The following is a 15,330-nucleotide window of genomic DNA, read 5'->3' on the forward strand; positions in this document are numbered from 1 at the left end:
CGCGGTTCCGGTCGCACCGGTCGCACCGCTTCGATGCTCGGCAGCCTCCCTCCAGGGGGGCTGAAAACCAAGAACGCGTTGAGCGAAACAGGTCCGTCCGATCAGAATATCGGAGCAGCGTGATTGGACGCACGCCGTCTCCTTCCTCCACCTTCTTCATCGCGACCCCACGAGTGCGAGACGTGAGCCTCCCCCTCCGTGCCGAGAATAACCCCAAGTTCTACAGCCGCTTCAAGTGGCTGGGGCTGGGGGCGATCGCCTTCATGTTCTATTGCCTCTACGACGGGTACATCAACTACCCAGACCAGCAGGTCCGGGGCGTGGCGCTGATGGAGTTGGCGGAGGAGATCCTGCCGAACGACAAGAAGAAGGAGATCGCCCAAGCGGGCCACGGCGCGCACGACGCCTATCAACTGATTAAGAAGCAGCTTCCCGACTTCCCCGAGCTGAAAGAAGCGTGGGAAGCGAAGGCGACCGCCGAAGGTTGGCTGTTGGCTCCTCCGGCGAAACTCCGCACCGAAGGCGACATCCTCGGCCAGTACGTGATGGCGGGTTTCGCCGGCCTGGGTGGGTTATGGTTCTTGTTCACCGTCTGGCGCACCAATGGGCGCTGGTTCGAGCTGAACGAGAACGGGATCACCAGCCGCTGGGGCGAGTCGTTCTCCCTCGATCAGGTCACCGCCATCGACAAGAAGCAATGGCGTGACAAGGGGATCGCCCGCCTACGGTACCAAGGCGCCAACGGGCGGCAGCGGACCTTCGTTATCGACAACTACAAGTACCACAAGAAGACCACCGACCGGATCTTCTACCTCATCGAGCAGCACGTCGGCGTCGACAAGATCGTGGGCGGCAAGCCCGAAGTCGATTCCGACGCCGCGCCAACGCCCGACATGACGCCCGTCGACGCTTAGGCCGTCGCCAAGAGGCGAAACCCTTCGATCGTGACGCGTCGCCGCGTGTCGGAGACGACTTCGATCCGAATCGTGACGGTCCCCGCTGGCATACAGCCGGCGAAGCGGTCGCCCCACTCGACAAACGTCAGGCCGGGGCCCGCCGACGTGAGTCCGGCGAAGTATTCGTCGACGCCAAGCTCAATGAACTCGTCCTCGTCCTTGAGGCGGTAGGCGTCGAGGTGGTAGATCGGCGTGCGGCCCGAGCGGTACTCGTTTACCAGAACGAATGTCGGACTCGTGACCTCTTCGGTGACGCCCAGCGCCGACGCGACCGCCTGCACGAGCCGCGTCTTGCCGGCGCCCAGCGGGCCCACCAGCGCAATGACCGCCGGCGGCGTCAGCGCCGTGGCGAGCCGCTCGCCCAGGGCGACCGTGCCGGCCTCGTCAGCGATTTCAATGGTCTGGCTCATCGGTGCTCGTATCCGGAGGTGAGGAGGGGCTCCATCGTGCCGTCTGGCTGGCGAAGCGTAACGCCCTCGCTGGCCACCACCTTACCAATCGCGATCAGTCGACAACCGGGCGGCGTGTCGGAGAGCAAACGATCGGCGTCATCGGGTGAAACAGAGAGTAGCAGCTCGAAGTCCTCGCCGTCGGACAGAGCGTGCTTAAGCGGCAAATCGCCGGTGGTCATAGCGAGGGCCGAAGCCGCCGCGCTGATCGGGACCGCCGCCGCTTCCACCACGGCGCCGACGCCGCTCGCCTTACAAAGCCTCGCCAGATCGAGCGACAGGCCGTCGCTAAGGTCCATCATCGCCTGCAATTCGACGGTCTGGTGGAGCGTCAACGCCTCGGTCACGCGCGGCGTGAAACCGAGATGCTTGCCCGCCAGGCTGCCGCCGAGCTCCCCCGTCACGAGCAAGACGTCCCCCGGCCGGGCGCCGTCGCGGCGAACCACGCCGCGGCCGGTTGGCTCGCCCAGCGCCGTCACCGACACGACCAGCGGACCCGCGTGGACATTGGTGTCCCCGCCAACGATGGGGCTGCCGAACTCCTCGGCGAGCGGCAGCATCCCGTCGAAGAGACGCTTCGCCAGCTCGCTAGGCGTTAGGCCGCCCGCTCCGTCGCGGGGCAACGCCAGACTCACCAAGGCCCCGGCCGGCTTCGCCGCCATGGCGGCGAGGTCGCTGAGGTTCACCGCCAAAGCCTTGTAGCCGATCGCCTCGGGGGGGTGCTCGGCGGTCAAGAAGTGGACGCCGTCGATCAGCAAATCCGCCGTGGCCACCAGCTCGGGGCGGCTTAACGTGAGAAGCGCCGCATCGTCGCCGATCCCGATCCGCACCTGCGAGCTCTTCGGCATCCGCTGACGCAGCCATTCGACAAAATCGAGTTCCATACCCGCCATCGTAGGGTCGAGTGTGAAGACCGTCGAAGGGGGACAGAAGGCCCGAACATCGTGGCGGCGATCAAATCGGCCCGGGTTGCCCGGAGGCGAGTCAACCGCGCCGCGTCGTCAACGGCACGGTCCGTACAGCGGACCCTACCGGCGGGTCACGTTGACCCGCATCGCCCCGTAGAGCGTCTCGTCGCCGCGGAGGATGTAGAACTTCACCTCGTCCAAGCTGCCCAGGGCGTCGTTGGTGACGATGTAGCGGATGTCTTCCTCCGAAGCGGTCTCCCAGCGGTGCATGCCGACCAGGATGTCGCCCGAGCGGATCCCCTTGGCGGCGGCGGGGCCGTCGGCCCGCACGTCGACCACCCGCATCCCGCCCCGGTAGCGGCTGCTACGCGACTCGAAGGTCGACTTCGGCTCGACATTGAGCTTCATGCCGAGCACCTGCCAGGCGCCGTCGTCTTCGGTCGGCGTGGTGCTCGACGCCAACCGGGCCGCGACTTCCCGCACGGGGCCGCTCCCGCGACGGGCGACGGTCAGCCCAAGATCGACCGCCTGACCGCTGCGGCGGACCTCCATCGCGACCCGCTCGCCGACCGGCCGGCCGAGCAGCGCGCGTTCCACGTCGAGGGCGCGGGCGACATCGACATCGCCCAGCCGAGTGATGACGTCGCCGGGCCGCACGCCGCCCTGCGCGGCGGGGCTGCCGGGCGCAACCCGACGGACGATCGTGCTCGAGCCGTCACGGGTCGTGCCAATCTCAATGCCGTGCCACTTGTTCTCGAGTCGCTCGACGCTCATCAGGTCGGCGGCCACCTGCAGCGCCTGATCGATCGGGATGGCGAAGCCGATCCCCTGGGCGCCGGCCCGGACCGCCACGTTCAGGCCGATCATCTTGCCCTCGATCGAGAGCAGCGGTCCGCCCGAGTTGCCCGGGTTGATGCTGGCGTCGGTCTGGATCAGGTCGTCGTACGCCTGGGTGTCGCTGACCTGCACGTCGCGGCCGAGGGCCGAGATGATGCCGCGGGTCACGGTGTGCTCGTAGCCATAAGCGTTGCCAACCGCGATGACCGGTTCGCCCGGCATCAGGTCGAGCGAGCTGCCCACCTCGATCACCGGCAGCGGCCGGCCGACTTCGATCTTGATCACGGCAAGGTCGGTCCGCTTGTCGTGGGCGACGACGCGGGCGATATCCATCGTCCCGTCGTCGAGCGTCACCCGGATCTGGCGTACGCCGTCAACCACGTGGTGGTTGGTGAGGACATAACCGCGCGGATCGATGACGACGCCGGTCCCCATGCCATTGACCTGGCGCACGGCGCCGGTGGGGCCTTTCTCGTCGGGGACCGACTTCTGCCCCTGGATATTGACCACGGCCGGCCGGGCCGCTTTGACGGCGCGGACGATCGGCGTCATCCGCATCGACGAAACTTCCGCCGCGCTAGCGGAGCCAACGGTCAACGACGCGGCGACAGCCAGCAGGCCAGCCCCACACAACAAACGGCGACGTAACAACTCGGCGACGGGCATAGGGTGCGGCGGCGGGCGGGAGCGTGGCGAGCGGCCGGGATCGTCCACGCGGCATGCCGCGTGAAGCTCCCTACAACCGGCCGATCGGTGCGGTCGGCACGATCGTCGATCGGCCCTCCGCAGATTCGTCTCCAGCCGCAGATTCGGCCCCCCTCACAGACGCCCTAGTTTGACACCCCTTAACGGGCTGATTTCACGATCGGCCCAAATCCAACTTCAGAAGTGGCCTGTGGGGCGAAAACCGGCTTCACCGGCGCCGGGAAGAAGCGACCCGGCCCCCCCGCCTCGAGCGGCACCGCGGGTGGCGGGTCGTCGGTGTAGCCCCGGGAGTGCCCCAGGCAGCCCGGTTGGTTCCAATCGTCCCTCCAGACTTCGGGCGGCAGCTCGGTCGCTGGCGTCGCGCTGTAACCGTTCTGGTGAGCCCGCACAGCCCCTCCGCCGCAGCAAGAGCACGATCCTTGGCAGGCGTCCGCCGGCACCACCGGGCGGCCGTTGAGCGGCCACTCGCGGTGCAGGTAGTCCACGACGTCATGCGTCACCGAGCCGTTCGACGGCCCTTGCGGGTGCGGCGCGACGGCGCAGCCAGTGGCTAGCAACGCCATCGCCGCGACGATAGTGAGCCCGCTGAGTCGCATCGTTGACGCCGAAGGAGGAACCCGCCGCCCGACGACCGAGCGGCTCCTCAGAGGTATCGGCCGTTATGGCCGCCCTCTTCGGCAAAACCGGCAGACCTTGCCCAGCTTCACAATTCGTCAGCAAGCCCACTGTCGAAGGCGCCGCCCAGCGGCCGATTCACGACGACTTGCGTATCGCCAATTACTCGCCGATCGCCACGAGGTACTCCTGCCGCTTGCCCCCCTCGGTCTTTCCGTAGCGGTGATAGAGGCGGCCATCGGCCGGCGTCGGCGTCGCGAAGCCCGAGTCGCCCAGCTGATTCTCGCCGAGCCGGACGAACCGCTCGGGGTTCGCCTCGAAGACGTGCGTCGTCCCCTGCTCGCTCGTGACATAGATCGCCTTGCCGACCAGCAGCGGCGACGAACTGAACTTGCCGCCAAGCCGGCTCTTCCACATCTCCTTGCCGTCGCCGGCGCGCCAGCAGTAGGCGACGCCGTTGTCTGACGCGGCGTAAACGTGTCCGTCCGCCGCGAGCAACGACTGCTCGTAGCACTTCACGCTGTTCTGCCAGACAACCTTGTGGTCGCCGCCGAGTTCGATGGCCAGCGTGAACGGGTCGGGGAAACCCCCGCTCGCGAATCCCAAGCCGAGCGACTTGTCCCACACCATCGTGCCGCACGTCGCGCGGGCGGTGATGTCCTCGACGCTCCAGAGCTCTTTGCCGGATTGCGGGTCGTACGACGAGACCGAGTAGTTGCCGCTCATCAGCAACTGCTTCTCGCCATCGACCGGCGTGATCGACGGCGTCGAGTACGACAGCTCTTTGACGCGCGGCGCCGACCAAACGGTATCGCCCGTCGCCGGATCGACCGCGTAGAGGCCGCTCTCCGGGCCGTCGTATTCCGTCGACAAGACGAGCAGGCCATCGACCAAGCGCGGCGACGAACCAAAACCGAACTGGAACTGCTGCGGATCAAACCCACCGACCCGTTTCTGCCAGAGCTTGTCGCCCGCCAGGTCGTAGGCCGTGACAATCGCGGCGTCTTCGTTGCAAAACAACGCGAAGACCCGCTCGCCGTCCGAGGCGACGGTCGAGCTGGCGTGCGTGTTGTTCGGATGGATCCGCGCGGCGAGTCCGCCTCGGTGCGTCAACACTTCGCGGAGCAACTCGCCACTCGAGCGGTCGAAGATGAGCAGCGACTGCGTCTGGGCGGACTCGTCGGCCGTGATCAGGTAGATGCGGTCGCCGACCAGCGTGGGCGACGAGTGGCCCCGCCCGGGGACCGGCGTCTTCCAAGCCAGCCCGCTGTCTTCTGACCAAGCCACCGGCGCCGTGGCGCCGGGGGCGGCGTGGTTGTCGGCAGTCGGCCCCCGCCACTGAGGCCAATCTTGGGCGTCAACGGCCGAGGCGAGGAACAGGGCCAGCGCTATCGAAAAAAAACGCATCGGGTCGGCTCCAAAGAAAGTTGGCAGGCAACTTTTTGTAGGCGACGAACCCGATTTCCGCCAGCGACAGAACGGCGGCAAGCTACCAGACGGCCCCACCGACCCACGAAAAGAGCGGCGCCTCAACCCCAGCCCGCTGGCCCGGACCGCAGGCCCAACCCATCCCGCAGAAAGGTGGCGACAAGAAACCCGCCGCAAGAAAAAACAAAGCCGCAAGAAGAACAAAGTGAGCCCGGTGGGACTCGAACCCACGACCAACGGATTAGAAGTCGAGGGTGAAAAGGACTCTCGACGTCATCCGATCGGCGAAAGTCCTTACGAGAAAGCGGTTCTTGGAAGCGACAACCGAGCCAGCGTGCTCACTATGAGGCCGTATCTTACCAGCGTTAGCGTGGTTGGCCAGTGATTCCGTGCCACTTCGCGTGCCGTCGGGCTTGTCCCCTTCAGTTCGTTGAGAGGCGTAGGCGGGATTCTATGCGAATGGAAGTTGAGTGCGTGGCTGGCAAGGGACGCTACCGGGGCGTCTCACCTGAGGGGGCGAGAGTCGATCGCCTCTTGTTGCTACGCACCCCGACAATCGTTCGGGCAGAACGATTAGGCCGGCAACACCGCTCGCTCACGACAGCCGGGGCCACCCGCGAGAAGTTAGGACGCCGCCGGTTAATTCACCTTGTCGGTTCTCAAGAATCTCCCGAGCCTTCATGATGCTTCACCCAGAAGTTTTGCGAGCGGTCCATTCTTCAAGGCCAAGCGGCAACGTCCAGGCTTATCGCCGTTCTGGAGGATCGCCCACAACAATCCATGAAGCTCGACTTGGGCCGTTGGTCCTTCCCACCGCACCTTCACATCGGCTTCCGATTCGATAGGCCCGAGATCATTCTCGTTGCCAAAGCCGAGCGGATTCGCAAACGGCATCTTCGTTCGATTCCGCCACTCGGGTTCCACAGGTGTCTCACAGCGATTGTAGAGCCAAACGTCCGACACAATACCATCGCCTTCCTGCAAGTAGGCGTAGGCCACTCGTCCATTATCTTCGATGACGAGCGTGTAGCGGCTGTCGGGGGACTCTCTGCTAATCAAGAAGCTCATCGAATCGCCCGCTGTCAAACTCATCTTGCCAATACTTGCGTTGCTGCTTGCGGAACTCCGAGCCGGGTGAACCTATGAGAGGAGGCCACGCTTGCGTGGCCATGAGCCGTACGGGCAAGTTCGCCTTAGCTTACATGCCCACGCGAGCGTGGGCATGGCGCCTGGCGCCTGGCGCCAGGCTTATCCTCAGCTCGCAGGCTAAATCCGCCCGAGAAAAGGCGACGGCCAGAATCCAGCCACAAGGAAAACAAAGTGAGCCCGGTGGGACTCGAACCCACGACCAACGGATTAAAAGTCGAGGGCCGCAAAGGACTCTCGACGTCATCCGATCGGCGAAAGTCCCTACGAGAAAACGGTTCTTGGAAGCGACAACCGAGCCAGCGTACTCACTACGAGGCCGTATCTTACCAGCGGTAGCGTGGTTGGCCAGCGATTCCGTGCCACTTAGCGTGCCGTCGGGCTTGTTCACCTCGGCTCGTTGAGAGGCGCAGGCGGGATTCTATGCGAATGGAAGTTGAGTGCGTGGCCGGCAAGGGACGCTACCGGGGCGTCTCACCTGAGGGGGCGAGAGTCGATCGCCTCTTGTTGCTACGCACCCCGACGATCGTTCGGGCAGAACGATTCGGCCGGCAACACCGCTCGCTCACGACAGTCGGGGCCACCCGCGACCTGCTCCAGAACCTCTCTCGCCTTCGGGTGGGTGCTCTTGATCACCGGCAGGGCCGCCTTCAGAACCTTGCCTGCAACCCAACCCCCAACCCCCAACCGGTTCCAAGGCGAGAGCTTGTGAAGAGGGCCCCGCCAGAATATACCCGGCGGGTGGCCCTGGCAGCCTTGATGTGTGCCACTGGCTCCGCCAGTGAGAGCCAAGGTTGGAGTCCGATCCCACCTCGCACTGGCGGAGCCAGTGGCACACTACGCCGTGAACCCCTTGGCGATAGCAGCGACAGCAGTGGCGCCCGGCGAGGAACTCGGCGAGCACCCGCGAGTCGAGCTTGTCGCTCTTACGCGTGCTCTGGGCGATCACGCGGAGCATGCCCGGGTGGGCGAGCACGGCCCGCTGGGCGTGGGGCTCCACCAGCCGCAAGAACCACTCGTAGCCAACGGTCGCCTCGACGACGACCTCGTGGGGCCCCAATTCGCCGAAGAAGGCCTCGATTCGATCGGGCTCGACGCACCAGAACCGCCGCGACTGGAGCACCTCACGCGATTGACTCACGACACAGACACTGATCGACTTCTTGTGGAGGTCCACGCCGACGTAATTCATGACGGTCTCCTGCGGGGGAAACGGGGAGGGTGACTACCCTCGTTTACCACCAATCCGAAGAACCGCCTACTCGGCGCGGCCTCCTCTCATAGGTTCACCCGGCGATCTATAAACGTTGGCGACGCCACTCTTCGCGCAGTGCGTCTGCCTGAGCGTCTCGCAACGCACGCTCCAGTTCTTCCTCACTTTCAAGATTCTCAACAAACGAAACCGCAATCAGGTTCTCGATGTACTCCTCTCCTGTCCTCAAAGCGTCATTGAGATGACGCACAAGCTCCTGGCGCTGGGAGCCGCCAGAAAGGACGTATCGTGTTACGTCCCCCATGAATAGGTGAGGAAGGATTTCGTCGTTGTCAGCGACATGCTCCTGAAAAATCGTACGGAGGTCGTCAAAACGTTCGACAAGATCTTCAACGAAGGCAACGCCTTCAGGGGGCGTTTTATAATCCTCTGAATCTTGTGTCATATCAGTTACCTCCTAATGCCGCCTTCAGATCATCCAACAGGCTTTGGGCGACCAAGCGGTCGTGATGTGACGCATTCGGGTTCTTGCGCAGCCAGTTCGTCAGACCGTTGATGACTTCCTTGGCCTTTATTGAATGAAACCTTCCATGCGTCGGCAAACCTGTCCGCAACTCATTTCGTACCGCATCAGCCGTTGATCCCGTTCCAATCGGATTCGGACCTTTAGCACCCTTGTACAAGTCGTTTACATAGTTCTTCAGTTTTGGATCGGTAACATTAGGGATAGGCAACGTCTTTGGGGCAGTTTTTGCCGCCGATTTAACCGCCGCAACGGGCTTGGACCCTCCCAATGCCTTTCGACCGTCCTTGACATCATCCGCTGCCTCGACCGCATTTTCAACCACGGCAGCGGCCTGACTCCCCTTGCCCCTTCGCAGGAAGGCCATCAGCCACCCCAACGTCCCGGCCTGCTCGACCACGCGTTCTGCGTTGTCCCCAAGCGTGAGCGGTTTGCTGTCGAGCGAGCGTTCTTGTGTGCCGAGTTCATAGAGGTCTCGGGCCGTGTTGACGGGACCGCCGATCCCACGCAATCCCGCATCCGCGGCGTTAGCGGCTCGTTGGTGGTCAAAATACCGCGGAGTAAAGCCAGCTCGAAGTTTGCCGTTCCGTTCGGCTTTGATTTCATCCAGGCCACTCGTTGTCGGCGATTCCGGCGGTGAGCCAACCGCGGCCCCCTGCCTATCAACCTTGATTGTGTTGAGCCGCCCCTCCACGCCTCCCCCGGGAGTCGGTTGGCCATTGGCCTGCTGCTCCTGGTGCGCCGGGACCATCGGCTCATCGTCGCCCGGCTCATCGCCCCCGCCCCCCATCGCCATGGCGGCGGAGCTGGTCTCGGGCCAGGTGACGTTGTAGTTGTAGGAGCTCAACGTGACCGTGGTCGGATCGGCCGCGTAGTCGGTCGTCTGCTTCCAGTACCTTTCACGCCCCGACGCGGCCCCGTCGGTGACCTTCGTCGTCGATTGCAGCTCTTCCTCCAGGCGTTCAGCCAGTCGGCGTTCAACCTCGCTGCCCTCGCCAAAGTCGGCATAAAGCTCGATGACCTTGTTGTGCTCCTCCTTGGTGTCGCTGGTTGACGAGCTTTGCGAGCTCGACGCGTCCGGCGAGTAGTCGACCTCCGTGGTCGATCGGCTCGAGGTCTTGCTCTGGAAATGCCACTCGCCCGTCTCCATCAGCTCGTCGGGAGCGTAATTCTGGTAGTACAGCTCGTCCCAACGATCGATCGTGAGCCCCTGCCGGGAGAGGGTCGAAGTCGTCTGCTTCCCCGTCTCTTGACGGCCCTGCGCCGTGTCTTCGTACTTCCCTTTATCCGAGGTGTGGCTCCGGTAATAGGTCTCGTCGCTTGCCGAACCCGTCACCGCCCCGTCGGCGTCAGTGAGGTAGCGATTGTACGTGTACATGCGGTCGTACTCGTCGCCGAACGACCCGCCGGAGGCCTCCCCTATGGTGGACTGCCCGTGTACTTTCGAGGTCAAGTAGTCGGCGGTCGACTGCTCGAAAGAGCGGCTCGAGTCGTACTGCCCACCCTTGGCGCCATGGAGGCCGTTCTCGTGCGACGAGGTGTAGCTCGAACTCGATTTCCAATCTTGCTTGGTGCCTGTACGTGTTTCAGCCGTTGTTTCATAGAACTTCCCCTCCGTGAACTGTACAGTCGCGTCGTCGAAGCCCCCCTCCGCGCTGCTCTTGGCCGACCCCGACGAGCCCTCAGCGCTGTGCGTCACCGTTTCGCTGGCCGATCCCTTCGACCAGCTCTTGTTGCTGCTCAAGAACGCTTCGAATACCTGGTCTTCCCCCCTGAAACCAAGCCATTCTGAATGAGAGAATCCCGTGCCGGGCGGTCCCCGGTTCTTGGAGGATTCTTGCGATGAAGAGGACGAGACATACGACGGAGCAGATCATCGAGAAGCTGCGTGAGGCGGATGTAGCTCTCGGGAAGGGGCAGAAGGTCCCGGAGGTCTGCAAGACGCTTGGGATCACCGAGCAGACCTATTACCGATGGCGTCAGAAGTACGGGGGCATGGCCCCCGACCTGGCGAAGCAGATGCGTTCGCTTGAGAAGGAGAACGCTCGTCTGAAGCGGCTGGTGGCCAATCAAGCGCTCGACATGGAGATCTTGAAGGAAGCCGCGAAGGGAAACTGGTAGGCCCCGAGCGGAAGCGGCGGACCGTCGATTCGGTCCGCCGCCGCTTGGGGCCCAAGAAGGCATCGCAGCGTCGCGTCTGCCGCGTGCTGGATCAGCCACGGTCGACGCAGCGTTACGAGTCGAGGCGACCGACGCTCGACGCGGAGTTGCTCAAGGAGATGCGGAGCCTTGCCGCGGAGAGGCCTTGTTGGGGCAGCCCTCAGGTTTACGAGGCCCTGCGTCGGCGTGGCCACGAGGTGAACCACAAGCGGGTCGAACGCCTGTGGCGTGAGCACGGGATGCAGGTGCCGAAGAAACGCCACAAACGGCTGCGTTTATCGCTGGGCGGGAGCGAGAACAGCTGCGTGCGGAAGCGGCCTGAGTACCCGAACCACATCTGGAGTTACGACTTCGTCACCGACTTCACCGAGCGTGGCCGTCAGCTGCGGATGCTGTGCGTGCTGGACGAGTTCACCCGCGAAAGCCTGGCGATCGAGGTGCAGAAGTCGTTCACGGCCCGGCAGGTGCAGGACGTGCTGGGCTACCTGTTCGCGGTGCGTGGTGCCCCGGAGCACATCCGAAGCGACAATGGCCCCGAGTTCGTCGCCAAGAGCATCCGTCGCTGGCTCGATCGAGCCTGTGTGCAGACACTGTTCGTGGCCAAGGCGAGCCCTTGGGAGAATGGTTACATCGAGAGCTTCAACAGCCGCTTCCGCCAAGAGCTGCTGGACCGCGAGCTGTTCTTGGGGCTAGAAGACGCCCGCTGGTGCGTTGATCGGTGGCGTCTGGACTACAACCACTACCGGCCGCACAGCTCGCTGGGGTACACCCCTCCGGCCGAGTTCGCCGCCCGTTGGGCCGCTTCCGCTCCGGGCCCTGCTCAGCCTACGGCTTCGCAGGCCCCTCCGCTCCAGCAGCCCAACGGACTACTATCAAATCATCTCGATTCTCTCATAGCGACTGGTACATGAATCGGGGGAAGACCAGACCCAGAAGAGCCACCAGAGCAGCTGCTGAACGAAATCTTTGGTAATCAGGCGATCGCCTACTTGCTCCGAGTGGCGATTCCACATGTCGTCGCCGAATACAGATGCCCCCAGACCGCCTATCACAAGGCGACATCGGGGCAACGCGGACACCTCCGTACGCTCGACAGCCTCCTTGCGTACGATCCCGACCTCATTCGTTCGGAAGCCGTCCGCCCGGTGCTTTTCGACCGGGATCGCGACGAGACCGCAAAGCGGTTTAGACATGGCGCCAAAAGCCTGACCCGGCCGAGTAAGGCGCCAACCCGCAGCGAGGTCATGATCGTTCTAGCAGGTCTGATCTCTTTTTTTTCGTACAGCCTGCTGCAACCGCTAACAGCCAATCAGATCCGCGAACTGTTTGATACCGCTGAGGCTTGGCGCAGCGGCAGACGCCAAAAACGTGAGCCCGGTCTGCCAAAGAACGACGCCACCTTACAGAAGCAGATCCTCCGAAAGCGCAACAAACTAGGCGAGTGGCTGGACCCGGACAAAACTCTTCCTGCGGTGGTCCGGGGGCTGAGGGCATGGGCCGCGTAGTTTTGGGGCATGAGCACTCAAAACCCCAGCGATCGATCGAACGACCCGGCGGACGACGCCCCACAGCGACGTAAGGAGCGAGGAGCGGCGGCCGACGGGCCGCTCGATCGCGACCGCGAAGACGAGAGCACTTCCCCGAGCCAAGCGGACGACCCGGCCGACGACCGCGCACAGCGGCGGCCTAAGCCGCGAGGAGCGGCGGAAAACCGAGAGGCGTCCCCACGGCACAGAGAAGAGGTGGCGGGTCAGGGGTCTGGGGAGACGGCGGGGGGCGCCCCAGCAACCGCCAAAGGCGAAGACCCTACTGCGGAGCAGTCCGCTATCGATGCGGCGACAGCGTTCGACCCGGCCATCTTCGACGGAGGGGGTAGTCTCAGTAACACACCCCCTCCAAAAACCACATTAGGGGGAGAGGATTACCTAACCGTCAATTTCTACCTGGAGTATGAAAGCTTTACTGTCATAAGAAACCAGCTCTTCGAAGCGCGAGAAGCCGCCATCCGCGGCAGCGAAGCCAACGTCATCCAGCTAGGTGAGATCACCGGCCTAGTCGCCCCCGGCGGTGCCCGGGTCGGATCGGGTGATAAAGCCTTCTATGTGCCCTTCCGTGTCGCCACCGACCACGGCATCACCCTCCTGATTGCCGACCGCGCCGTCCCTCACCGCACCCACCCAAGCGTCCAGATCAGCGCGCCGTCGGCCCCGCTGATGCGTCTCGGATTCGCCGGCGTCTGGGGTCTCTTCCAGTACCTGATCGAACAGCTCGGGGCGACGATCGTCTCCAACAAGCTTTCCCGAGTCGATCCCTGTCTCGACTTGCCAGGCACGTCGGTCGCGGTGTTCACCGAGCCCTTCGATCGCGGCTGGGTCATCACCCGGGCGCGCAAACGGCGCCGCCACGAGGACGGTCTCTCAGCGGGCCGTCACTTCGATGGCCATAAAGACACCGGGTTCAGCGTGGGCAAGTCACCGCTGGGCCTGCGGGTCTACGACAAACTCCACGAGTCCCGAAAGCGACCACTCAAGCTCGAACTGCTCGCTACCGCGCGATGGGCAGGTCTGCCCGACTTGGCGACCCGGATCGAGTTTCAGCTGGGACGAGGAAGGCTCAAGAAGCTAGGGGTCGACACGGTCGAGGACTGGATCGCCAAACGGTCCGACGTCGTGAACTACTTGATGACGAGTTGGTTCCGTCTCACCAGCGGCCCGGTCGATCGCAAGCACGCCGATCGCACGCCGACGCACCCGGCCTGGGAAGCGGCTCGCGTCTTGTTCGAAGAATGCTACGGACAACCCCTCGGCGCCGACATGACCCCGCTCCCCTCCCTGGCGATCGATCCGCAGCAGCGGTTGGCGGTGGCGGTCGGGGTCCTCAAGACGGCAATCGTTGAGATGGGATACCCCATTGAAACCAATCACGACTTCCTAGCGGTGACAATGGACCTGATCGCGGCGTTCATCATCGACCGGAACATGGCCGACGAGATCACGCGTCGGATCATCGAAAAGGGCCTCGGAGGGCTGGGCCTATGACGCCGCCTCTATTGACGGTCGCAATGGTTGCCGAACGATTACGAGTCAGCCGAACGACGGTCTACCAACTCGTCGAGTCGGGAAAGCTCGGCGCCCACCGGATCGGTGGCGGACGCGGCGCGATCCGAGTCTCCGAAGATGAGCTCGCGGCGTACCTCCAGCGGTGCCGTGATACCGCAGCGAACAACACGCAAGCGCCGAAGCCACCAGCGCGGCGGCTCCGGCACCTGCGGTTCTAACACCTACTTGGTGGCCGACGAGAGCTGCCCCAGCAGGTGCTGGGGGTTGTGGGCCAGGTGCTGGTAGGTCGTCGAGAGCATGGCGGGGTTGGAGTGACCTAGCAGCAGCGCGACGGTGAGGGCGTCGAGTCCCGATTCGAGCATCCGCGTGGCGAACGAATGGCGGAACTGGTAGAGGCAGTGCGAACGTCCCAGCTTCTTCTTCAACCTCTGGAACCGGCAGTTCACGGCGTAAGCCTGCCACGGCCTGCCCGCCGTATTGCGGAAGAGGGGCCCGGTCGGGAACTCAGAGAGACGGCGTTGAGTAATCGCGAGCGACGCTTCGGGCAAGTAGACGAGACGCGGCTTGCGCCGTCCCTTCGCCTCGGACGGCGGGAAGACCCATCGCGAGTTGGCCCGGTCGAAGTGCCTCCCCTCGACGCGCAGCGATTCCTGGGGCCGGCAACCGGTCTCCCAAGAGACGACCAACAAATCACGGAAGGCGTCGTCACCCACCGTCTGCAGAATCTCGGCGTACTCGGCGGGGCGGATGATCGTCTCCCGAACGTTGGCACGGGGCTTCTCGATCTGCCGCACCGGGGATCGATCGAGGTACCCCATCCGCTCAGCCCAATTGAAGCAGCGCTGGACCGCAACAATCGCTTGCCGCTGCGTCGTGGCCCCCCAGCGTGGGTTCTCGTCGAGCCATTGCTGCACGTGGAGCGGCCGGACCGCGGCGATACGGATCTCGCCACCAGAACGGCTCAGTGAGCGGGCGAACGACCCCAGGCGGTCGACATACCACTCGTACGTGCGTGGGGCGCGGTGCTGGTGGGTCCATTCGAGGAACGCATCGCAGACCGCGAAGAAAGAGTCGCCCGCCACTGCTTGGCAGGGGCCTTGCTGCATCAGTTCATGGTACCGCAGGAACGCCGCGGCCTTGTCCTTACCAAGGGCGATCTGCTTGCCGTGATGCTGCACATACCAGCCTCGCCCCTTGCGGAGCCAGGGTTTCGCTCGTCGAGCCATCTTCAAACCTCCAAAGCTACTGAGACAAACCAGTGTCCAGTGAGCCGAAGGCTTGCTGCCGAGCCCCACCCGGGCGGCAACCCGGGCGGGGCTTCTTCGCTTCCC

Annotated in this window: 14 protein-coding genes and 1 pseudogene; 5 read left to right on the forward strand and 10 right to left on the reverse strand. The window is 63.9% G+C overall.

Annotated features, from left to right (window positions below; translation table 11 throughout):
* Positions 1-182: 182 nt before the first annotated feature.
* Positions 183-914: a hypothetical protein gene (locus Pla108_RS15665; RefSeq protein WP_146445900.1), complete on the forward strand. Its 732-nt coding sequence runs from the start codon at positions 183-185 to the stop codon at positions 912-914.
* On the opposite strand, the gene tsaE is transcribed toward Pla108_RS15665, so the two are convergent.
* From tsaE to Pla108_RS21040, 9 genes are all read right to left on the reverse strand, one after another.
* Positions 911-1,366: a tRNA (adenosine(37)-N6)-threonylcarbamoyltransferase complex ATPase subunit type 1 TsaE gene (gene tsaE / locus Pla108_RS15670; RefSeq protein WP_146445901.1), complete on the reverse strand. Its 456-nt coding sequence runs from the start codon at positions 1,364-1,366 to the stop codon at positions 911-913. The two genes, Pla108_RS15665 and tsaE, sit on opposite strands and share 4 nt — an antisense overlap.
* Entirely contained in the window at positions 1,363-2,289 is a 927-nt protein-coding gene (gene thiL, locus Pla108_RS15675) for a thiamine-phosphate kinase (RefSeq protein WP_197526608.1), read from the reverse strand. The genes tsaE and thiL overlap by 4 nt, the downstream gene beginning before the upstream one ends.
* Before the next feature lie 144 nt (positions 2,290-2,433).
* Positions 2,434-3,816, reverse strand: coding sequence for a trypsin-like peptidase domain-containing protein (locus Pla108_RS15680; RefSeq protein WP_231934529.1), 1,383 nt, complete (start codon positions 3,814-3,816; stop codon positions 2,434-2,436).
* Positions 3,817-3,995: 179 nt separating this feature from the next.
* Positions 3,996-4,451 (reverse strand): hypothetical protein, encoded by a 456-nt coding sequence (locus tag Pla108_RS15685; protein WP_146445903.1) that lies wholly within the window; start codon positions 4,449-4,451, stop codon positions 3,996-3,998.
* A 181-nt stretch (positions 4,452-4,632) separates the two neighbouring features.
* Complete coding sequence (locus Pla108_RS15690) at positions 4,633-5,877, reverse strand: outer membrane protein assembly factor BamB family protein (RefSeq protein ID WP_146445904.1); 1,245 nt, start codon at positions 5,875-5,877, stop codon at positions 4,633-4,635.
* Between the two features lie 699 nt (positions 5,878-6,576).
* Entirely contained in the window at positions 6,577-6,990 is a 414-nt protein-coding gene (locus Pla108_RS15695; protein WP_197526609.1) for a hypothetical protein, read from the reverse strand.
* Between the two features lie 619 nt (positions 6,991-7,609).
* A complete protein-coding gene (locus tag Pla108_RS15700; protein WP_146445906.1) occupies positions 7,610-8,236 on the reverse strand; it encodes an IS110 family transposase in 627 nt (208 codons plus the stop codon).
* A gap of 106 nt (positions 8,237-8,342) precedes the next feature.
* The gene (locus tag Pla108_RS15705; protein WP_146445907.1) at positions 8,343-8,702 is read right to left on the reverse strand and encodes a DUF7674 family protein; all 360 of its coding nucleotides are present in this window, start codon (positions 8,700-8,702) and stop codon (positions 8,343-8,345) included.
* 1 nt (position 8,703) lies between these two features.
* Positions 8,704-10,233 carry a hypothetical protein gene (locus Pla108_RS21040; protein WP_197526610.1) on the reverse strand — a complete coding sequence of 510 codons (1,530 nt, stop codon included), beginning with the start codon at positions 10,231-10,233 and terminating at the stop codon, positions 8,704-8,706.
* A 389-nt stretch (positions 10,234-10,622) separates the two neighbouring features.
* On the opposite strand from Pla108_RS21040, the pseudogene Pla108_RS15715 reads away from it, so the two are divergent.
* The 4 genes and pseudogenes from Pla108_RS15715 to Pla108_RS15730 form a co-directional block, all read left to right on the forward strand.
* Positions 10,623-11,719: pseudogene (locus Pla108_RS15715) on the forward strand (IS3 family transposase); the annotation flags it as partial.
* A 219-nt stretch (positions 11,720-11,938) separates the two neighbouring features.
* Positions 11,939-12,445: a hypothetical protein gene (locus tag Pla108_RS15720; RefSeq protein ID WP_146445908.1), complete on the forward strand. Its 507-nt coding sequence runs from the start codon at positions 11,939-11,941 to the stop codon at positions 12,443-12,445.
* A 9-nt stretch (positions 12,446-12,454) separates the two neighbouring features.
* Positions 12,455-13,978, forward strand: coding sequence for a hypothetical protein (locus Pla108_RS15725; RefSeq protein ID WP_146445909.1), 1,524 nt, complete (start codon positions 12,455-12,457; stop codon positions 13,976-13,978).
* Positions 13,975-14,217 (forward strand): helix-turn-helix domain-containing protein, encoded by a 243-nt coding sequence (locus Pla108_RS15730; protein ID WP_146445910.1) that lies wholly within the window; start codon positions 13,975-13,977, stop codon positions 14,215-14,217. Before Pla108_RS15725 ends, Pla108_RS15730 begins: the two co-directional genes overlap by 4 nt.
* A 3-nt stretch (positions 14,218-14,220) precedes the next feature.
* Here the strand turns inward: Pla108_RS15730 and Pla108_RS15735 are convergent, their stop codons facing one another.
* Entirely contained in the window at positions 14,221-15,225 is a 1,005-nt protein-coding gene (locus tag Pla108_RS15735; RefSeq protein WP_146445911.1) for a tyrosine-type recombinase/integrase, read from the reverse strand.
* Between the last annotated feature and the right edge of the window lie 105 nt (positions 15,226-15,330).

Origin of the sequence: Botrimarina colliarenosi (genome assembly GCF_007859955.1) — a bacterium.
Taxonomy (GTDB): Bacteria; Planctomycetota; Planctomycetia; order Pirellulales; family Lacipirellulaceae; genus Botrimarina; species Botrimarina colliarenosi.